The 20,387-nt window shown below is 73.2% G+C and carries 18 protein-coding genes; 16 read left to right on the top strand and 2 right to left on the bottom strand.

Annotation, left to right across the window (positions count from 1 at the left end; all coding sequences use genetic code 11):
* Positions 1–27 precede the first annotated feature (27 nt).
* The 8 genes from C3V38_RS02925 to C3V38_RS02890 all read left to right on the top strand — a co-directional run bounded on the left by C3V38_RS02925 (position 28) and on the right by C3V38_RS02890 (position 10,515).
* Positions 28–1,356: an FAD-binding oxidoreductase gene (locus C3V38_RS02925; protein WP_106385038.1), complete on the top strand. Its 1,329-nt coding sequence runs from the start codon at positions 28–30 to the stop codon at positions 1,354–1,356.
* Positions 1,344–2,174, top strand: a complete 831-nt coding sequence (locus tag C3V38_RS02920) for a creatininase family protein (protein WP_061914912.1) — start codon at positions 1,344–1,346, stop codon at positions 2,172–2,174. Before C3V38_RS02925 ends, C3V38_RS02920 begins: the two co-directional genes overlap by 13 nt.
* Positions 2,171–2,800, top strand: a complete 630-nt coding sequence (locus C3V38_RS02915; RefSeq protein WP_106385037.1) for a pyridoxamine 5'-phosphate oxidase family protein — start codon at positions 2,171–2,173, stop codon at positions 2,798–2,800. Before C3V38_RS02920 ends, C3V38_RS02915 begins: the two co-directional genes overlap by 4 nt.
* Before the next feature lie 65 nt (positions 2,801–2,865).
* Entirely contained in the window at positions 2,866–4,275 is a 1,410-nt protein-coding gene (locus tag C3V38_RS02910; RefSeq protein WP_106385036.1) for an amidohydrolase family protein, read from the top strand.
* Positions 4,272–5,645 (top strand): 8-oxoguanine deaminase, encoded by a 1,374-nt coding sequence (locus C3V38_RS02905; protein WP_256386848.1) that lies wholly within the window; start codon positions 4,272–4,274, stop codon positions 5,643–5,645. The genes C3V38_RS02910 and C3V38_RS02905 overlap by 4 nt, the downstream gene beginning before the upstream one ends.
* 6 nt (positions 5,646–5,651) lie before the next feature.
* A complete protein-coding gene (locus C3V38_RS02900) occupies positions 5,652–6,539 on the top strand; it encodes an FAD binding domain-containing protein (protein ID WP_106385035.1) in 888 nt (295 codons plus the stop codon).
* Positions 6,533–9,172, top strand: coding sequence for a molybdopterin-dependent oxidoreductase (locus C3V38_RS02895; protein WP_106385034.1), 2,640 nt, complete (start codon positions 6,533–6,535; stop codon positions 9,170–9,172). Before C3V38_RS02900 ends, C3V38_RS02895 begins: the two co-directional genes overlap by 7 nt.
* Entirely contained in the window at positions 9,169–10,515 is a 1,347-nt protein-coding gene (locus C3V38_RS02890) for an amidohydrolase family protein (protein WP_106386335.1), read from the top strand. The genes C3V38_RS02895 and C3V38_RS02890 overlap by 4 nt, the downstream gene beginning before the upstream one ends.
* 39 nt (positions 10,516–10,554) lie before the next feature.
* Here C3V38_RS02890 and uraH read toward each other — a convergent pair whose 3' ends face one another.
* Positions 10,555–10,878, bottom strand: coding sequence for a hydroxyisourate hydrolase (gene uraH, locus C3V38_RS02885; protein WP_106385033.1), 324 nt, complete (start codon positions 10,876–10,878; stop codon positions 10,555–10,557).
* Positions 10,878–11,411, bottom strand: a complete 534-nt coding sequence (locus C3V38_RS02880) for a 2-oxo-4-hydroxy-4-carboxy-5-ureidoimidazoline decarboxylase (protein WP_106385032.1) — start codon at positions 11,409–11,411, stop codon at positions 10,878–10,880. Before C3V38_RS02880 ends, uraH begins: the two co-directional genes overlap by 1 nt.
* A 116-nt stretch (positions 11,412–11,527) precedes the next feature.
* Here C3V38_RS02880 and C3V38_RS02875 point away from each other — a divergent pair, with 116 nt between their 5' ends.
* The 8 genes from C3V38_RS02875 to urtA all read left to right on the top strand — a co-directional run bounded on the left by C3V38_RS02875 (position 11,528) and on the right by urtA (position 20,334).
* On the top strand, positions 11,528–11,848 hold the full coding sequence (locus C3V38_RS02875; RefSeq protein ID WP_106385031.1) for an urease subunit gamma: 321 nt from the start codon (positions 11,528–11,530) through the stop codon (positions 11,846–11,848).
* On the top strand, positions 11,845–12,639 hold the full coding sequence (locus tag C3V38_RS02870; protein ID WP_106385030.1) for a cobalamin biosynthesis protein CbiX: 795 nt from the start codon (positions 11,845–11,847) through the stop codon (positions 12,637–12,639). The genes C3V38_RS02875 and C3V38_RS02870 overlap by 4 nt, the downstream gene beginning before the upstream one ends.
* Positions 12,640–12,671: 32 nt before the next feature.
* On the top strand, positions 12,672–14,876 hold the full coding sequence (gene ureC, locus C3V38_RS02865) for an urease subunit alpha (protein ID WP_106385029.1): 2,205 nt from the start codon (positions 12,672–12,674) through the stop codon (positions 14,874–14,876).
* Entirely contained in the window at positions 14,873–15,679 is an 807-nt protein-coding gene (locus tag C3V38_RS02860) for an urease accessory protein UreF (protein ID WP_106385028.1), read from the top strand. The genes ureC and C3V38_RS02860 overlap by 4 nt, the downstream gene beginning before the upstream one ends.
* Positions 15,680–15,880: 201 nt before the next feature.
* Entirely contained in the window at positions 15,881–17,083 is a 1,203-nt protein-coding gene (locus C3V38_RS02855) for an MFS transporter (protein WP_082904603.1), read from the top strand.
* A 64-nt stretch (positions 17,084–17,147) separates the two neighbouring features.
* Entirely contained in the window at positions 17,148–17,783 is a 636-nt protein-coding gene (gene ureG / locus C3V38_RS02850; RefSeq protein WP_106385027.1) for an urease accessory protein UreG, read from the top strand.
* Entirely contained in the window at positions 17,780–18,793 is a 1,014-nt protein-coding gene (locus C3V38_RS02845; RefSeq protein WP_082904602.1) for an urease accessory protein UreD, read from the top strand. The genes ureG and C3V38_RS02845 overlap by 4 nt, the downstream gene beginning before the upstream one ends.
* A 308-nt stretch (positions 18,794–19,101) precedes the next feature.
* Complete coding sequence (gene urtA / locus C3V38_RS02840) at positions 19,102–20,334, top strand: urea ABC transporter substrate-binding protein (protein ID WP_106386334.1); 1,233 nt, start codon at positions 19,102–19,104, stop codon at positions 20,332–20,334.
* Positions 20,335–20,387 lie beyond the last annotated feature (53 nt).

The following is a 20,387-nucleotide window of genomic DNA, read 5'->3' as shown; positions in this document are numbered from 1 at the left end:
TGCCGCCCTATCCGAACGGAGACCCTCGTGACCGCGACAGCCACCGACGCGACCACCCACGCGACCGCCGATGTCGCCGGCCTGGTCGACGACCTGCTCGAGCTGCTCGGCCCCGACGCCGTCCTCACCGACGACCATGCCCTGGACAGGGCCTCCAGGGACGGCTCCTACCTCAGCCCGATCCTGCGGGCCCAGTGGCCGATCGGCCGCCCCGAGGTGGTCTGCCGACCGACCACCGCGGAGCAGGTGCCCGCCGTGGTCCGCGCGGCCGTGCGCCGCCGCGTGCCTATCACCTCGCGGGGCAAGGGCACCGGCAACTACGGGCAGGTCGTCCCCCTGCACGGCGGGCTCGTCCTGGACATGACCGCGCTGCGCGGCATCGACCACGTGGACCCGGAGGCGGGTGTGGTCACCGCCGAGGCCGGCGTTCGGATGCTCACGTTGGAGAAGCGGCTGGCCGCCCAGCACGGCAGTCAGCTGTGGATGTACCCCTCGACCGTGCAGTCCACGTTGGGTGGCTTCCTCGCCGGGGGATCGGCCGGCACCGGCACGATCGTGCACGGCCGCAACCACGAGGGGTTCGTCGAGGCGCTCGACGTGGTGTTCGCCCACGAGGACGCCGAGATCGTCCACCTGGAGGGGGCGGACGCCCAGCCGTTCGTCCACACCTACGGCGTTGCGGGGATCATCGTGCGCGCGACGGTCCGGATCGAGCCGCTTCAGGACTGGCGGTGCGTGTACGCGAGCTTCGCCGACCACCACGAGGCGTTCGACGCCGTGCGGCGGGTGCACCGGGTCGAGCCGGCGCCGCGCCTGTGTTCGGCCGACGGGGCGCACGTCGCGTCCTGCCTGCCCGACGACGACGCGATCCCCGCGGGACGGGCGAGCCTGCGGGCGATCGTCGACGCCGCCGCGGTCGAGCAGGTCGAGGCGGTCGTCGTCGAGGCCGGGGGAGTGGTCGAGGCGGTCCGCAAGGGGGTCAACGAGTCGATCAAGGTCTCCACCCTGTCGTACAACCACCCGACCCACTGGCTGCAGAAGGCCGAACCGGACACGTGGTTCCACATGGAATGCCAGGGCGACGCACTGGTCGAGCGACTCGACGAGGTGGAGGCCGTCTACCCGGGCGGCACCCTCCACCTCGAGGCCGGCCACGGGCGGATGTTCGGGATGCTCAACGGTCACTTCACCACGGCCGAGGCGGCATACGAGGGCGTGCCCGCGCTCGAGGCCCTCGGGGTGCGCGTGCACTCGCCGCACCAGTACCGGGTGGACCACGGCACCGAGGCCGTCCGGGCCCTGGCGGCAGGTACTGACCCGTTCGGCCTGCTCAACCCGGGCCGGTGGGACGCGTGATCGGGCGGCAGCGGCGCTACGCCGACCTCACCACCGTCGAGGCCGCTCGCGTCGGGGTCGAGGATCCGATCGCCGTGATCCCCGCCGGCGCGATCGAGCCCCACGGCCCGCACCTGCCGCTGGCGACCGACCTGCTCGTCGCCGAGCACGTGGCCGCCCGCGCGGTGGCCGCCGCCGGTGAGGCGGGCGTGGATGCCTGGCTGATGCCCGCGCTCGGATACACCAAGAGCGACGAGCACGCCAACCTCACCGGGGCCCTGTGGATCAGCGGCGAGACACTGTTCCGGCAGGTCGTTGAGCTGGGGTCGGCGCTGCGGGCCAGTGGGTTCGGGCGGGTGTTGTTCGTCAACTGCCACGGCGGCAACTCGGCGCTACTCGAGGTGGCGCTGCGAGAACTGCGCCGCCGCTCCGGCTTGCGGACCTTCCTCTACGCCGGCCGGGCCGAACCGGGCCCCACCGAGCTGGGAATGGGTATCCACGCCGGGTGGGCGGAGACGTCGATGATGCTGCACCTGCATCCCGAGCTGGTCGACATGTCCGCGGCTGAGGCGAGGGTGCCGGACGGGATCGCCGGCTGCGAGCACATCGGGTTCACCGGCCCGGTGAAGTTCGGCTGGCTGGCCGATGACCTGTCCGACACCGGGGTGATCGGCGATCCGACCGGGGCCGACGCCGACACCGGCGTGCGGTTGGTGGCCCGGCACGTGGAGACCGTGGTCGGCGCGCTGGGCGAGATCGCCGCGTTCGACCCGGCGCGAGGCGTCACGGCCGTCGCGACCGCGGCCGCTGCTCACTCTGTCGGTCGAGGCACCCGATGACCGCCGCCGAGGCCTCCGACATGACGCCCGACGTCGCGCCCGTGGTCACCATGCCCGGGCCCACCGACGACCCGCTCGAGGCGATGGTCGCGTGGTTGGCGATCGATCCCGATGACCCGCCGCTGGGCGTCCTGGCCACCGTCGGCCCCGACGGCACCCCGCACTGTCGGCACCTGCTGGTCTCGGGGGCCACGGCGGAGGGACCGACCTTCCACACGGACTCGCGGTCGCAGAAGTCGCTCGATCTGGCGGCCGATCCGCGGGCGACGCTCGTGGTGGTCGCCCCGGACCGGACCCGCCAGCTCACCGTCACCGGTGTCGCCGAGCCGACGGACCGGGCCGAGCGACTGCAGAGCTATGACGCCCGCTGTGAGTACCTCAAGCTCCTGGCCTGGACCAATGACGATGCCACGGCCGAGCTCGGACCGCCCGGCCGTCGCCGGGTGTGGGCGGCGGCCGTCGACCGACTGGGCCCGTCGCCGGTGCTGCCCCCCGAGACGTGGTTGGGCATGCGGATCCGCCCCGAGACGGTGACCTTCTGGGCCGCGGGACGGGCGGAACCGTCCAACCGCCGTCGGTTCGAGCGCGACGGGTCCCGGTGGCGGGCCGTGGAACTGCCCGGCTGAATCGCCCGCCGCATCCCCACCACTCCCGCCGGCCCGCGAGCATTCACGAGAGAACGAGAGCCCTCATGATCACCTTCACCGACGCGCTGGTCCTGCCGGTGTCCGCCGACCCGGCAGCCCCCGCCTGGTTCCACGGCTGGGTCCATGTTGACGACCGCGGCCTCATCGCCGGACTCGGCCCCGGCGACCCGCCGCCCGGCCTGCCGGGAGACGTCCACGACCTGGGCGGCGCGATCCTGGCACCCGGATTCGTCTCCGCGCACAGTCACCTGTTCACGGCCGGCATGCGCGGCACCGCCCCCGACGACACGCTGTACGGGTGGGTCTCGCGGATGGGCGAGATGATGGTCGGCGCGGAGGCCGAGGACCTGTACTGGTTCACCCTCGCCGGCTGCCTGGACTTCCTGCGCAACGGCGTGACCAGCGCCTACAACTTCACGCAGAGCCGGGTGGTGGCCGTGTTCGACCACTCCAGCTCCACCCTGAAGGCCGAGCGGGTCCATGACGTCGACTTCCTCACCCGGCAGATCGACGCCCAGGCCGACTCGGGCCTGCGCTGCATCACGTCGACGCGGCTCGACGATGAACAGCTCCCCGAGGACGAGTGCTTCGAGGCGTTCGCCCACGTCTCCGATCACCGCCTGCGCACCGTGCCGCGCGAGCTGGACCTGGGTGGGTCGGTGTTCGGGTCGGTGCAGTGGTCGTCGTCACCGGTCACCGCCGAACGCGAGCGCCACGCCATGGCGACCCACGGCGTCGGCAACCAGGCCCACTTCGTGGAGACCGCCGAGCACCTCGAGGTGCAGCGGGCCAAGTTCGACTGGTACGACCGGGTCGGGGTGCTCGGACCGGACTTCGCGTTCGGCCACTTCGTCCACCCCACCGACCACATGGTCGACCGCGTGGCCGAGACCGGCTCGGCAGTGATCTGGCAGGCCACCTCCAACGGCCGGCTCGGCTCGGGTATCGCCGACATCACCCGCTACCGCGACGCCGGGATCCGCGTGGGCATGGGCCTGGACGACCAGTCGTGCACCGACGTGTCCGACCCGTTCCAGAACATGCGGATCGGCCTGTACACCCAACGCGCCGTCCACTCCGATGCCGCGGTCCTGGCCGCCCGCGAGGTCCTGCGGATGCACACCCTCGGGGCGGCGGAGGCCCTCGGCCTGTCCGGCAGGATCGGCAGTGTGGAGGTCGGGAAACACGCGGACCTCGTCGTCGTCGACCCCACAAGGCCCGCCACCGGCCCGATCTGGAACCCGGTCGCCACGTACGTCCTGGCCTGCTCACTGCGCAACCTCACCCACGTCTACGTGGGCGGGCGCCTGGTCGCCGAGGGCGCGCGCAACCTGCACCCCCTGGCCGACGAGGCCGACGCGCAGCTCACCGACCGCATGATCCGCTCGGCGCGCGTGCGGGGCTTCACGCCCGCCTTCGCGCGGGAGTCCGAGTCGGGGCTGGTGCGGTCGTGACCACCGTGCTCATCGAGAACTGCGCGGTCGTCACCATGGACGGCCCCGGCACCGCAGGCGCCGAGTACGCGAACGGGCACGTGCTGCTCGACGGCTCGCGGATCGTCGCGGTGGGTGAGGGCCCGTGCGACCCGGCGCTCATACCGTCCGACGTCGAGCGGGTCGACGGGACCGGCTGCGTCGCCACGCCCGGCCTGATCAACACCCACCATCACCTCTACCAGTGGCTCACCCGCGGCCTGGCGGCGGACTCGACGCTGTTCGAGTGGCTGACCACGCTGTACCCGGTGTGGGCGGGCATCACGGCCGACGACGTGCGCACCGCGGCACTCGGTGGGCTCGCGCAGCTCGCGCTGGGCGGGTGCACCACGACCACGGACCACCACTACGTGGTCCCGGCGGACGCCGGGGACGTGTTCGCCGCCGAGATCGACGCCGCCGCCGCGGTGGGCCTGCGGTTCCACCCGAGTCGCGGCTCGATGGACCTGGGCCGCAGCGACGGTGGCCTGCCCCCGGACTCGGTGGTCGAGAGCACCGACGCGATCCTCGCCGGCACGGCCGACGTCATCGACCGGTTCCACGACGACTCGCCGGAGTCGATGTGCCGCATCGCCGTGGCGCCCTGCTCACCGTTCTCGGTGACCGGCGACCTGTTGCGCGCCAGCGCTGACCTCGCCCGCGAGAAGGGCGTTCGGCTGCACACCCATCTGGCCGAGACCGACGACGAAGAGGTGTTCTGCCGCGAGCGCTTCGGCAGTACGCCCATGGAGTACATGGAGTCCGTGGGGTGGGTGGGTCCCGACGTGTGGTTCGCGCACACCGTGCACCTCGACGACGCCGCGATCGCCGCGATGGCCGCGGGCGGGATGGGCGTCGCACACTGTCCGGTCTCCAACGGCCGCCTGGGCGCCGGGATCGCGCGGGTGCCGGACATGCTGGCGGCCGGGATCCCGGTCGGGCTCGGGGTGGACGGCGCGGCGAGCAACGAGTCGAGCGTGCTGTGGGAGGAGATGCACACGTCGCTGCTGCTGGCCCGCGCCACCGGCGGCTCGCGGGCGATGGACGTGCGCACGGCGCTTCGGATGGCGACCGTCGGCGGGGCTTGCGTCCTGGGCCGTGAGTCCGAGATCGGGCGGCTCGCCCCCGGCTACCTGGCCGACGTCGCGCTGTGGCGCCTCGACACCCCGGCGTTGGCGGGGATCGACGACCCCGTCGCCGCGCTGGTGCTGGGCTCGCGGCCGCCGCTGCGCGGGGTGTGGGTGCAGGGCCGCCGGGTGGTGGCCGACGACCGCGTGCTCACCGTGGATTCCGAAGCCGTGGCTCGCGACGTGGTGGCCGCCCGCAGGCGCCTGCTCTCGAAGGCGGGGTGAGCGGCGATGGACCTGGTCAGCGTCACCGAACTGCACCGCCCCGCCTCCCGCGCCGACGCCCACGCTGCCCTGGTCGCCGGCGCCAGGGCACTGGCCGGCGGCACCGCCCTGCACGGGGAGGCGCACCTGCACCCCGCCGGCGCGGCCGCCCCACCGGGCGAGGCGACCCCGCCGCTGGCCGCGCTCGTGGATCTGCTCGACCTGCGGTGGCCCGACGTCGAACCGCTGCCCGACGGCGGGCTGCGCGTGGCCGCGACCGCGACCCTGCGGACCGTGCTCGACCACCCGCTCACCGCACCCCTGCGCCCGTTCCTCCACGACGCGTTCTCCTGCCTGCTCGCCTCGTGGAAGATCTGGGGGCGCGCCACGTGGGGCGGCAACCTCTGCGCGGCCCTGCCCGCCGGCGCCGGCACCGCGGCCGCGTGCACCCTCGGCGCGACCGCCGAGATCTGGACCCCCGACGGCGGCACCCGAACCACGCCCGCTGCGCAGTTCGTGTCGGCGCCGGGCCGCACCTGCCTCGGCCCGGGCGAGATCCTGCGCGCCCTGCTCATCCCCGCCTCGGCCACCCGCGCCCGCTACGCGGTCCGCCGCCACTCGCTGGTGCCCAGCGGCCGCTCGGGCTCGGTGGTCACCGGGCGACTGGATCCGGCCGGCTGCTGCACCCTCGTCGTGACCGCCGCCGTCCCAGCGCCGCAGGTGCTCACCTGGGACCGGCCCCCGGTGGCCGACGCGGCCGCGGCCGCCGTCCGCGGACTGCCCCTCTGGCACGACGATCCCCAGGGGCATCCGAGCTGGCGGCGACACGTGGCGGGGATCGAGGCCCTCGCCGTCGTCGCCGATCTGACCACCGACCCCACCGCCGACACCACCCACCTGGAGGCACCATGCTGATCACCGTCGACGGTCGCACGCTGGACGCCGACCCCCGCCCCGGGCAGTGCCTGCGCACGCTGCTGCGCGAGAGCGGCGTCCACGCGGTCAAGAAGGGCTGCGACACCGGCGACTGCGGCGCCTGCACCGTGCTGGTCGACGGCGTGCCCACCCACTCGTGCGTCCTGCCCGCCCACCGCGCGGAGGGCGCCGACGTGCGCACCGCCGCCGGGGTCCCCGACGCCGTGCCGGCCGCGTTCGCGCGAGCGGCCGGGTTCCAGTGCGGGTACTGCACGCCCGGCATGGTCACCACCGTCACCGGGCTCGGCCACGCCCCGTGCGCCCGCGACGGCGGGCCGGCGCCGCGGACCGCCGCGATGAAGGGGAACCTGTGCCGCTGCACGGGCTACCGGGCGATCTCCGACGCCCTCGACGGGGTGAGCAACACGTGCGCGGCCGGGCGGATCGGAAGCCCGGTCGCCGCACCGGCCACCGAGCGCGTGGTCCGCGGCGCCGCGCCGTACACCCTGGACACCGACACCACCGGGTGCGCACACCTGGCGGTCCTGCGGTCGCCGCACGCCCACGCGCGGATCGTGTCGATCGACGCCTCCCGGGCGCTCGCGCTGGACGGTGTGGTCGCGGTGCTCACCCACCACGACGACCCCGACGTCCTGTTCTCCACCGCCCGCCACCAGCGGCGCACCGACGACCCCGACGACACCCGCGTCCTCGATCGGATCGTGCGGTACCACGGCCAGCGCGTGGCAGCCGTCGTGGCGGAGACCGCCGCGCTGGCGCAACGGGCATGTGAACTCATCGAGGTGCGGTACGAGGTGTTGCCGTCGGTCCTCGATCCCGGGGCCGCGCGCGCCCCCGGAGCGCCCGCGATCCACGGGGACAAGGGACCGGACTCCCGGATCGCCGACCCCGCGCGCAACGTGGTGGCCGACTGGCGCGGTGAGGTGGGCGACGTCGACGCCGGGATCGCCCGTGCGGCGCACGTGGTGTCCGGGACGTGGCGGACCTCGCGGGTGCAGCACACGCACCTCGAGACCCACGCGGTGATCGTGCGGCATGTGGACGGCGGACCGCGGGTGGGCGGCACGCTGGATGTGCGCTCGTCGACCCAGGTGCCGTTCCTCGTCCGTGACGAGCTGGCGTGGATCTTCGGCCTCGACCGCGATGACCTGCGCGTCCACGCCGCCCGCGTGGGCGGGGGGTTCGGCGCCAAGCAAGAGATGATCGTCGAGGACCTCGCCGTGCTGGCCGCCCTGCGCACGGGGCGTGACGTGGTGTGGGAGTACTCGCGCGCCGAGCAGTTCACCTCGGCGACCGTGCGGCACCCGTACCGCACGACCGTCACCGTCGCCTGCGACGACGACGGGCGGCTCACCGCCCTCGACCTGGACGTGCTGTCCGACGCCGGGGCCTACGGGGGGCACTCGGCGGGCGTGATGTTCCACTCCATCACCGAGTCCGTGGAGCTGTACCGCTGCCCGGCCAAGCGGGTCACCGCCGAGGCCGTCTACACGAACACCGTGCCGTCGGGGGCGTTCCGCGGGTACGGGCTGGGGGAGGTGGGGTTCGCGCTCGAGAGTGCGCTGGACGAGCTCGCCGACGCCGCCGGTCTGGACCCGGTGGAACTGCGGCGGCGCAACGTGGTGCGCCCGGGTGAGGCGTTGGTGAGTTCGGGTGGCGACGACGACGAGCTCGATCTCTCCTCCTACGGCCTCGACGACTGCCTGGACCTGGTCTCAGGGGCCCTGGCCTCTGGTCGCGGGGAGGTAGCTCCGGACGGTTGGGCCGAGGGCACCGGTGTCGCGCTGTGCATGATCGCCACCAACCCGCCCGGGGGCCACCGCGGGTCCGCGCGCGTGGAGGTCGACGCCGCCGGCACCGTCCACGCCTACGTCGGCACGGCCGAGTTCGGCAACGGCACCGCCACCGTGCACACGCAGATCGTGGCCGAGGTCCTGGACGTGCCGTCCGACGAGGTCGTCCTCCACGCCTCCGACACCGCACTGCTCACCCACGACACCGGTGCGTTCGGTTCGGCCGGCACCGTGGTGGGCGGGCGCGCTCTGCACCGGGCGGCGACCCGGGTGGCCGAGCTGTTGCGTGCCGGCGCGAGCCTGCCGGTCTCGGCCGAGGGCTCGGCCGACGGGCTGGCCCGGCAGGCCGCGTTCACCGTGCAGGGGGTGCGCGTGGCCGTCTGCCCTGACACCGGGACGGTGAAGGTGCTGCACAGTGTCCATGCCGTCGACGCGGGGCGGGTCCTCAACCCGCAGCAGCTGCGGGGGCAGGTCGAGGGCGGCGTCGCCCAGGCCCTGGGTGCGGCGCTGTACGAGCAGGTCATGCTCGACGAGACCGGCGCCGTCGCCAATGCGACCCTGCGGCACTACCACCCGCCGCGGATGGGCGACGTGCCGCGAACCGAGGTCTTCTTCGCCGACACCGTCGAAGCCCGGGGCGTGTTGGGCGCCAAGTCGATGTCCGAGGCGCCGTACTGCCCGGTCGCCGCCGCGGTGGGGATCGCGGTGCGGCGGGCCACCGGCGTGCGCCAGGACCTCATCCCGCTGACGCCCGACCGGGTGTGGATGCGGTCGTTCGCGCCGGTCGGGGCACTCGAGACGGCTGGGGCGCACGCGTGAGCACCCGCGTCCTGAGAGTGACCGGGGCGTCGGCTGTGTGGTCGCCGGGCCGCGCCGGGATCGATCCCGCTGTGGTCGAATGCGTGGACGGACGCGTCGCCCCTGGAACCCGCGCCACGGCTGCGGCCGGCACCACGGACGCCCCGGTCGAGACCCTCGACGCCGAGGGCGGCGTGATCACCCCGGGCCTGGTCAACGCCCACCATCACCTGTTGCAGAGCGCGTTCCGCACTCTTCCCGGGACGCGGGGCGTCGAGATGGCGGTGTGGCTGGCCCGGATGCGCGAGGCCTATGCGGCGGCGCGGGTCGACCCGGAGCTGGTCGGGGCGGCCGCCCGGGTGGCGCTGGCCGAGTCGCTGCTGTGCGGCGTCACCACCGTGGCCGACCACCACCTCACGTGGCCCGGCGGCGTCGACCCGGTGCACATCGCGGGGGCCGCGTTCGCTGCCGCGCAGGCGCTCGGCGCCCGGGTGGCGTTCGTCCGCGGGACCGCCGGAGACGATCCGGACGCGGCCGCGGCGTCGGTGCACGAGATCCATGACGCCCACCTGTCCGGCGCGATCGGCGGCGTCACCGGCGACGGGATGCGCCAGCTGGCCGTGGGTCCGTCGGGAGTGCACGCGGACGGTGCCGACACGTTCGCCGCACTGGGCGAGGTCGCGCGCAGGCTGGGGCTGCGGCGGCGCACGCAGGCCAACGAGCAGGTCGATGTGGCCCGCGCGGCCGAGGAGTACGGGCGCCGACCGATCGACCTGCTCGACGAGTGGGGTTGGATCGCCCCCGACGTGACGCTCGCGCACCTGTGCGACATCACCGGTCCCGAGGTCGAGCTCCTCGCCCGGAGCGGGGTCACGGCAACACACGCCCCGGCCTGCGACCTACCGATGGGCTGGGGTGTCGCGCCCGTGGCCCGGCTGCTCGACGCCGGTGTGACGGTGGGGCTGGGGACCTCGGGCGGCGGGAGCAACGACGCCGGTCACCTGCTCGCCGACGCCCGCCTGGCGATGCAGGTCGCGCCGCTCGCCGGGCGGCCCCTCGACGCGCTCGAGGCGCTCCGCATGGCCACGGTCTGCGGTGCCGACGGGCTCGGGCGATCCGAGCTGGGTCGGCTCACGCCGGGTGCGGCCGCGGACCTCGTCGTGTGGGACGTCTCGGGGGCCGCCGACGCCGGCGTGGCCGATCCGGTCCGGGGCCTGTTGTGGGCCGACCCGGGGCGCCGACCCCGGCACGTGGTGGTCGGCGGCCGCGTGGTGGTGCGGGACTTCGAACTGGTCACCGCCGACGAGCGCGAGTTGGCCGGCGACCTGCGCCGTGAGTGCGGGCGACGCGGGATCGGCCGCTGACCTGCGGTGCCCTGCCGGGCCCGTGCAGGGCGCCGCAGTTCAGGAGCCGCGGTAGGTGCTGTAGCCGAACGGCGACAGGATCAGCGGAACGTGGTGGTGCGCGACCGGGTCCGTCACCTCGAAACACACCACGGCCTCCGGGTAGAAGCCGCTGACCCCGGCAGCTCGGTGGTACGCGCCGACGTCGAAGTGCAGGCGGTACACACCGGCGGCGAGTGCGACCGCGGCCAGGTCGGGCCCGCGCCCATCAGAGTCCGTGACTCCTGTGGCCAGGTCGGCCCCGTCCGAGGCACTGAGCCGGTAGGGCAGGCCGACCGCCGGGGTGCCGGTGGCGGTGTCGAGGGCATGAGTGCTGAGAGACATCAGAGGGCCCCTTCCTCGAGGAGGCGGTCCAACCGCAGGGCGTTGATGCGGGCCAGGTGCTCGCGGGTGGCCGCGAGGTCCTGTTCCGGGGTCATCACCAGCCGTCGATCGAGCTCGGCGAGGACCCGCTCCGCGCTCAGACCGGTCGCACAGATCAAAAACCCGTACCCGAAGTGCTCGGCGTAGCGTTGCTGCCCCTCGGCCAGACGACGGGTCGTGTCGGCATCCGCCCCGGAGGCCGCGCTCTGTTCTCTGGCAGACGCCTCGCTCACCGGCCCTCGTGCGCCGATCGGCGGATGCGCGTCGACGGCGGCGAGAACCTCGGCGTCACTCTGCGCGGCGAGCACCCGTCGCGCAGCCGCATGCAGTGTGTCCCGGTCCTTGTAGGGCCGGCCCGCCAGCACCGCCCGCGCCCAGGCCCTCGAGCCGGAGAGTTCGGTGAGGACGGGCAGCAGATCGTCCGCGGGCGCGGAATCGAGCTCGCGCAGCGCGGGGTCGTCGGTCGCCGTCCGTGCGGCAGAGGTCTGGGACATGGGCTCATCGTGACAGCCGCGACGGGCGCAATCGAGGCGGACGCGCAGGGCGTAACACAGCCGACACACGACCCCACTAGCGTTCTGACCGGTCGACGCGAACGAGAGGACCACGCATGAAGCTCACCCCGCGCGAACTGGACAAGCTCACCCTGTTCACCGCGGCCGAGGTCGCGCGTCGCAGACTCGACCGCGGGGTGCTTCTCAACGTCCCCGAGGCCACCGCGCTCATCTCGTGGGAGATCGTCGAGCACGCCCGCGACGGCCGCACGGTCGCCGAGTGCATGAACCTCGGCCGGCATGTCCTCGACGCGGGCCAGGTCATGGACGGCGTGATCGAGCGCCTGGCGATGATCCAGGTCGAGGCCACCTTCCCGGACGGGACCAAGCTCGTGACGGTGCACGACCCCATCGGGCCGGTGGAGCAGAGCGCGTGACCGGCCCCGCGCACAGCCACGCGCACACCGACCCGGCCACCGCCCGGATCGTCGCGGCCCTGGGACCGGAGTCCGAGGGGATGCCCGACCTCGGCATCCCGGCGGTGCGATCCGGCCGTGATCTCGCCGACGCGGTGACGGGCCTGGTGCACACGCCGGCGGGGGAGGGCGGCGTTGTCGTCGTCGTCCCCATGACGTTCGGCCGCGCGCCCACGGTGATCGCCGACGCGGCGCGGACCCTCCGCGACGTCCGGGGCCGCCTGCCGGGTGGCGCGCGGGTCGCTCTGGCCGCGCCGTTCGGTGATGCGACCCTGCTGGTCAGCCGCCTGCGCGCGGTGATCCGGCGGCACGGCGCGGTGCGCTCGGCGCTCGTGGTGAGCCGCGCGATCGACCCGTTCGCCGACGCCGAGCTCTACCGCGTCGCCCGGCTCGCGCGGCAGTACGGGCGGCCCGGCCTGGTCGAGGTGGCGTTCCACGGCGGCGACGAGCCCGACCCCGACCTCGGCGAGGGGCTCGAACGCGTCCGCGCGCTCGGCGGCGGGCGGCCCGCGCTGGTCTCGGCGACGCTCGCGCCCGCGCCCGTCACCGGCCTCGACCTGCCCGGCGAGGGCGCCCACCTGTTCGGGGCGGCGGCGATCCGCAGCGTGCTCGACACGCGCGTCGCCGACGCGATCCACCGGCTCGACCACGGCGACGACGGCATCGACGCCGCCCACGCCGCCGAGGACGGCCACGGTTACGCCCACTCCCACGTCGCCGCCGACGGCACCGTCTACACGCACGCGCACTGACCTGCACCAGCAACCAGAAGCTTAGGAGCCCCATGTCCGGATCGGTGCACTACCTCTACGGCAGTGGAGACATCTCCCTCGGCGCGGGCCGCGGCACGATCGAGGTGCGCGTGACCAACACCGGCGACCGCGCCGTGCAGGTGGGCTCGCACTACCACTTCTTCGAGGCCAACCGGGAGCTGCGCTTCGATCGCCTCGCGGCGTACGGGCGGCACCTGGCGATCGGCGCGGGGCTGGCGGTGCGGTTCGAGCCCGGCCAGACGCGGGCGGTGCGGCTCGTCGACTTCGCCGGCGCGCGCGTCTGTCACGGCTTCTCCGGCCTCGTCGACGGTCCGCTCGATGACCCCCGTGTGTGGCATCGTGCGCTGCAGAGGATGCGCGAGCAGGGCTTTCTGCACGAGGAGCGGGAAGGGGACGACGACGAGGTGAGCCCGCCGCGCGACGCCGTGCCCGTGGCCGAGGGCCCGCCCACCGTGCTCCCGCGCGCGACCTACACGGACATCTACGGACCCACCGTCGGTGACCGTCTGCAGTTGGCGGACACGGTGCTGACGATCGAGGTGACGACCGACCACAACGCGGTGACCACCGACGGCAGCAGCGGCTACGGCGACGAGGCCGTGTACGGCGGCGGCAAGGCGATCCGCGACGGCATGGCGCAGGACCCGGCCGGCACGCGGGCCTCGGGCGCGCTCGACCTGGTGATCACCGGCGCGATCATCGTGGACGCGGTGCTGGGCGTGGTCAAGGGCGACATCGGGGTGCGCGACGGCCGGATCGTGGCCGTGGGCAAGGCCGGTAACCCACACCTGCAGGACGGGGTGCACCCGGACCTGGTGATCGGCCCCGGCACCGAGGTCGTGGCGGGCGAGCACAAGATCGTCACCGCCGGCGGCGTGGACACGCACATCCACTACATCGCGCCGCAGCAGGTCGACGAGGCGTTGAGCAACGGCGTGACCACGTTGTTCGGCGGCGGCACCGGCCCGGCCGAGGGCACCAAGGGCACCACCTGCACGCCCGGCGCGTGGAACATCGGGCGGATGCTGCAGGCCGCCGACGGGCTGCCCGTGAACATCGGGATCCTGGGCAAGGGCAACACCTCGCAGCCGGAGTCGGCGGTCGAGCAGATCGTGGCCGGCGCCGCGGGGCTGAAGATCCACGAGGACTGGGGCACCACGCCCGCGGCGATCCGCTGCGTGCAGGAGGTGGCGGACCAGTATGACGTGCAGGTCGCGATCCACACCGACACCCTCAACGAGTCCGGCTTCTACGAGGACACCCGCGCCGCGCTGGGCGACTCGACCATCCACACCTTCCACTCCGAGGGCGCCGGCGGCGGCCACGCCCCCGACATCCTGCGCGTGTGCGGCGAGCCCAACGTGCTGCCCGCCTCGACCAACCCCACTCTGCCGTACACCGTGAACTCGGTCGACGAGCTGCTCGACATGGTCATGGTGTGCCACCACCTGTCGCACGACATCCCCGAGGACGTGAGCTTCGCCGACTCCCGGGTGCGCGCGGAGACTATCGCCGCCGAGACCGTGCTGCACGACGAGGGCATCATCTCCATCTTCTCCTCGGACTCGCAGGCCATGGGCCGCATCGGCGAGTCGTGGCAGCGGGCCTTCCAGACCGCCCACCACTGCCGCGTCGAGCGGGGGCCGTTGCCAGAGGACGTCGCGGCCTCGCCCGACGGGGACGGCGGCGCGCGCAACGACAACGAACGCGTCCTCCGCTACGTCGCGAAGACGACCATCAACCCCGCGATCGCCGCCGGCATCGCCGACCACCTGGGGTCGATCGAGCCGGGCAAACTCGCCGACCTGGTGGTGTGGCCCGTCGAGTCGTTCGCGGCAAAGCCGTCGCTGGTGATCAAGGGCGGGATGATCGTGTGGGCGCCGATGGGCGATCCCAACGCCTCGCTGCCCACGCCGCAGCCGGTGATCTACCGCCCGATGTTCGGCGCGTACGGCGGGGCGCTGCAGTCCACGCGCGTGACGTTCCTGTCGGCCGCCGCGATCGAGGCGGGCGTGCCCGAGCAGCTGGGCCTGACCTCGCCGTGCCTGCCGGTGCGCGGCTGCCGCGGGATCGGCAAGAAGGACATGGTCCGCAACGACCGCTGCCCGACCATCGAGGTGGATCCCGAGACCTACGTCGTCACCGTCGACGGCGAGCCCGCCACCATCGCCCCCGCCACGACGCTGCCGTTGGCCCAGCTCCACTACCTGGCGTGAGTACCGACGACGACGAGGGCCGCCGCCCTGCAAACGGTGAGCAGGGCGCGGGTCGCGCGGGCCTGTCGACGTTGCTGCTGGCGTTGCAGTTCACGGACTCGTCGTTCCCCTCGGGCATGTACACGCTCTCGCATGGGCTGGAGGGGTTGCGCGAGTCGGGTGCTGTCGGACCCGCCGGGCCGCTGACCGTGGCCGACGCCGTGCACGGCATCCTGCGCCACTCCGCCGGTCCCGCCGAGGCGACCGCGCTGGCCCTCGCGTGGGCGGCGACGCGGGAGCACGGCGGGCAGGCCCCTGCTCCCGGCGCGCCCGGTGGCCCCGACCCCGGCCCGCTTCTCGCCGCCCTGACCCTCATCGACCAGCGGCTCCACGCCACCCGGTTGACCCGCGAGTTCCGCGACGGCGCCACGCGCACCGGCAGGCAGGTGCTCGACCTGGCCGCGGAGCTGCTCGACGACCCGGTGGTCTCGGCGTGGAACGACCACGTCCGGGCCCGCCGGTCGCCGGGATCGCAGTCGGTGGTCATGGGCGTCGTGTACGCCCGCGGCGGGCTGAGCCAGCGCGAGGCCGTGGCCGCGGATCTCACCGCCCTGGTGATCAGCCTCTCGGGCGCCGCGTTGCGGCTGCGCCTGGCCGATCACCGCAGTGCGCAGGCCCTCGTCCGCGGCGCGGCCGCGGTGATCGCCGAGGTCGCCGACGCCGCCGTGGGTCGGTCGCTGGAGGAGCTCGGCGGGTTCGCGCCGGTGCTGGACCTCGCGTCGTGCCACCACGAGCGGGCCGAGGCGCGACTGTTCGCGTCCTGACCCCGCTGGTTCGTTGGCCCGCGCCGCCCGCCGGCCCGCCGGCCCGCCGCAGCGCTCTGACCTGCGGTGCCCTGAACACCCCGTCCAGGGCAGCCGAGGTCAGGGGGCGCGAGTGACGCGGGCTCGGGGACGCCGGGCACAATCCGGGGCACGGCCGCGGAGCGGTCCTGAGACACGCGCGCGACTGAACCGGGAGGGCCTGTGAACGACGACGGGGCTGGTTCCGGCACGGGCCTGAAGCCGGGGACCCCGCCGTACCGCCGGCTGCTGGCGGCGTTGTTCTTCATCGGCGTCGCCACGTTCGCCCAGCTCTACTCGCCCCAGGGACTGTTGCCTCTGATCGCGGACGATCTCCACGTGAGCCCCGATCGGGCCGCGCTCATGATCTCCGCCGCGACCCTCGGCGTGGCACTGGGCGTGATTCCGTGGTCGTATGTCGGCGACGCGGTGGGCCGCAAGCAGGCGATGCTCACCGCGATCGCCCTGGCCTGCCTCTGCGCGGCGCTGATCACGATCATGCCCGGGTTCTGGTGGATGCTCGCCCTGCGGTTCGTCGAAGGCCTCATGCTGGGCGGGGTGCCCGCCCTGGCCGTGGCGTACCTCAGCGAGGAGGTCAGCCCGAAGGTCGCCGCGATCGCGGCGGGCACGTACGTGTCCGGCACGACCATCGGCGGCCTCGCCGGGCGCATCATCGCCGCGCCCGTCGGGCAAGCAATCGGTTGGGAACTCGGGATGCTCTTGGTCACCGGGCTCGCGGTGCTCTGCGTGCTCATCTTCCTGCGCACCGCCCCGCGCGCCCAGAACTTCACCCCTCGCGTCACCCGGTTGCGCGAGGCGATGGCCGCGTTGCTGGGGAATCTGCGCTCCCCGGCCCTATGGGTGATCTACCTGCAGGGCTGCCTGACGATGGGCGGGTTCGTCGCCGTCTACAACTTCCTCGGCTTCCGCCTGGCGGACCCACCGTTCTCGTTGCCCATCTGGCTGGTGTCCTTCATCTTCCTGGCCTACCTCGCGGGCACCTTCTCGGCGCCTCGGGCGGGCGTGCTGGCCTCTCGGTTCGGCCGCAAGCCGGTGCTGATCGCCGGCAACCTGACGATGATGGCGGGCACCGCGCTCACCTTGGTCATGAGCTTGTGGGCGATCATCGCCGGGACGGTGATCCTCACCGTGGGGTTCTTCGCCGCGCATGCCGTGGCCTCGGGCTGGGCGGGGTCCTCGGCGGTGGCAGGGCGTTCCCAGTCCTCGTCGCTGTACAACCTGGGCTACTACGGCGGCTCATCGCTGTTCGGGTTCGCGGGCGGGATCTTTCTGCACCTGGCGGGATGGCCGGGGACCGTCGCGATGGTCCTGGGCCTGACCGCCACGGCGACCGTGCTGGCCGCGGTGGTTCTGCCCAGGAACTAGGCCCGGCGGGTCAGCGGCTCGGCACGCAACAGAATCGAAACACGACTGCATTAGCGTCTCGTCCATGGCAGAGGCACAGCAGGTGTTGCGGATCGGGATCGGCGGGCCGGTGGGCTCCGGCAAGACGGCGCTCATCGAGGCGCTGGTCCCCGAGCTGATCGCCCGGGGCCGCACCCCGGCCGTGATCACCAACGACATCTACACCCAGGAGGACGCCGAGCACGTCCGCCGCACGCTGGCCGGCGTGCTGGATCCGGCCCGGGTCGTGGGCGTCGAGACCGGCTCGTGCCCCCACACTGCCGTGCGCGACGACCCCACCATGAACCTCGCGGTGGGCGCCGAGATGCTCGAGGACCACCCCGACGTCGACACCCTCATCTTCGAGTCCGGCGGCGACAACCTCACGTTGACCTTCTCGCCGGCGCTGGTGGACCTGTTCCTCTTCGTCCTCGACACCGCCGAGGGGGAGAAGATGCCCCGCAAGCGCGGACCCGGCATCACCGAGTGCGACCTGCTGGTGATCAACAAGATCGACATTGCCCAGTACGTGCGCTGCGACTTGGGCGTCATGTCCTCCGATGCCGACCGCGTCCGCTCGGGCAAGCCCGTCGCGCTCACCGACTGCCTGTCCGGCACCGGCATCGACGAGGTGCTGGACTACCTCGAGTCGCGCCGGGCGGACCTGCTGCCCGCGCGGTGAGCGCGCCGCGGGACACCGGACAGGACACCGGCACAGCGAGCGATCGACTCACCCGCGCCGCCGACCCGGGGTTCGTCTGGCCCGTCGTCGCCGCCGGACCGCAGACCGGGCCCGGGGCGTTGCCCGTCGGCTCACCCGGCAAGGTGGGCGTGCTCGACCTGGACTTCCGCCGCGCCCGCGATCCCCGTGCTGCCGGCCTCGCCGGCCGGACCGTGCTGGCCGACCGCTTCCAGAAGTCGCCGCTGCAGGTGATGCGGCCGCTGTACCTCGACCCGGCGATGCCGGGGATGCCGGTGGTGTACGTGATGTCGACCGGCGGCGGGATCGTCGGCGGCGACCGGCTCGACATGGACGTCCGGCTCGGCGACAGGGCCCATGCGCTGGTCACCACGCAGGCCGCGAACCGCGTGCACCGCATGGACGTCGGGTACGCCACGCAGAACGTCACCCTGCGGCTCGGCGACGGCGCGGTGTGCGAGTGGCTGCCCGACCTGCTCATCCCGTACGGCGGCAGCCGGTTCCAACAGCGACTGCGGGCCGAGGTGCCCGAGGACGCGACGCTCATCGCGGCCGACATCCTCACCGCCGGACGCGTGGCCCGCGGGGAGAGCTGGGACGTGGACGCCTACGTCTCGGCGGTGGAGATCACCCGACCCGGCGGCGTCCCGCTCGTCGTGGACACCACCCGCATCACCCGCGACGATGCCGGGCACCCGCTGGTCACCGGCGACGCCGACGCGATCGGGACGCTGTTCGTGGTCGCGCCCGGCCCGGCCGAGGAGCTCGCCGGGGTCATGCGAGAGGCGGCCGACGGGCTCGGGGGCGCGACGAGCGCGGTGGCGGGATCGGCTGTGCGCTGCGGCGTGAGCACCCTGCCCGACGGCTGCGGTGCGTGGCTGCGAGTGCTGGGTCGGGGGCAGGAGAACGTGGAGGCCGCCGTGCGAGCGGTGTGGTCCGCGGCCCGCATGCACCTGCTCGGGGCGGCGGTGCCCGACCTGCGCAAGAGCTGACCGGCCGGGGAACTGCCTCCGCCTCCCGGCCGCGGGCATCCCGCACCCGCCGCACGGCCGCCTGACTTGCGTCACGCAGCGTTCACACAACGCCGGTAGAGGCAACGGTCGCGAAACATCGGCGACTCAGCCGACTCACATGTTGTCCATACCTTTATCCGCATCGCGCTTCGAGCCCCGCATCCCGCGGGCACCCTCGACAGCCGGTCAGTGAAGGTCAGGTCAATCACGTGAACTCCACCTCCCTCTCCTCCGGTCAGAGCCAGCGCCCGAGCCGAGCCCGGCGCCCGAGCCGCACCCGGCGCGCGCTGGCCACCGCTGGACTGGTCCTGCTCGGCGCCGGCGCGCTCACCGCGTGCGGCAGCAAGACCAGCGACACCGCCACGGCGGGCGCCGCCGAGTCCTGCGTGGACACCGCCGGGGACACGATCAAAGTCGGCTCGCTGCACTCCCTGTCCGGGACCATGGCCATCTCCGAGAAGACCGTGCGCGACTCGGTGGCCCTGGCGATCGAGCAGATCAACGCCGACGGCGGCGTGCTGGGCAAGCAGATCGTCCCCGTGGTGGAGGACGGCGCCTCGGACCCGGCCGTGTTCGCCGAGAAGGCGCAGAAGCTCATCACCAGCGACTGCGTCGCGGCGATCTTCGGCGGCTGGACCTCGTCCTCCCGCAAGGCGATGCTGCCGGTGGTCGAAGACGCCAACGCGCTGCTCTACTACCCCGTGCAGTACGAGGGACTCGAGGCCTCGGAGAACATCTTCTACACCGGCGCCACCACCAACCAGCAGATCGTCCCCGCCCTGGAGTACCTCAAGGAGCAGGGCGCGAAGTCCATGTACCTCGTGGGCTCGGACTACGTCTTCCCGCAGACCGCCAACCGCGTCATCAAGGCGTGGGCCGAGGCCAACGACGTCGAGATCCTCGGCGAGGACTACACCCCGCTCGGCTCGACCGACTTCTCGACCATCGTCAACAAGGTGCGCACCGCCAACCCGGACGCCGTGTTCAACACGCTCAACGGCGACTCCAACGTGGCCTTCTTCCGCGAGTACTCCAACGCCGGCCTGTCCGCCGAGGACACCCCGGTGGTGAGCGTGTCGATCGCCGAGGAGGAGGTCCAGGGCATCGGCGCCGCCAACATCGAGGGCCAGCTCACCTCGTGGAACTACTACCAGACCAACTCCAGCCCCGAGAACACCGCGTTCGTCGACGCGTTCAAGGCGAAGTACGGCGCGAACCGCGTCACCTCCGACCCCATGGAAGCCGCCTACACCTCCGTCTTCCTGTGGAAGAACACGGTCGAGAAGGCGAACTCCTTCGCCGTCGACGCCATCCAGGACGCCGCCGACGGCGTCACCTTCGACGCGCCCGAGGGCACCGTCACCATCAACGGCGAGAACAACCACATCTCCAAGACCGCCATCGTCGGCGAGATCCGCCCCGACGGCCTGATCTACGAGGTGTGGACCTCCGGCGAGCCCATCGAGCCCGACCCGTTCCTCGAGACCTACGACTGGGCCGGCGACCTGTCCGGTAACTGACGCCCGACAAGACCGCCCGACCCGACCTGCCCGACCGACCCCGCTCCCGCCCG

Origin of the sequence: Dietzia sp. oral taxon 368 (assembly GCF_002999155.1) — a bacterium.
Lineage (GTDB): Bacteria > Actinomycetota > Actinomycetes > Mycobacteriales > Mycobacteriaceae > Dietzia > Dietzia cinnamea.
The sequence above is the reverse complement of the archived record's forward strand: the minus strand, read 5'-3'. Positions and strand labels throughout refer to the sequence as shown.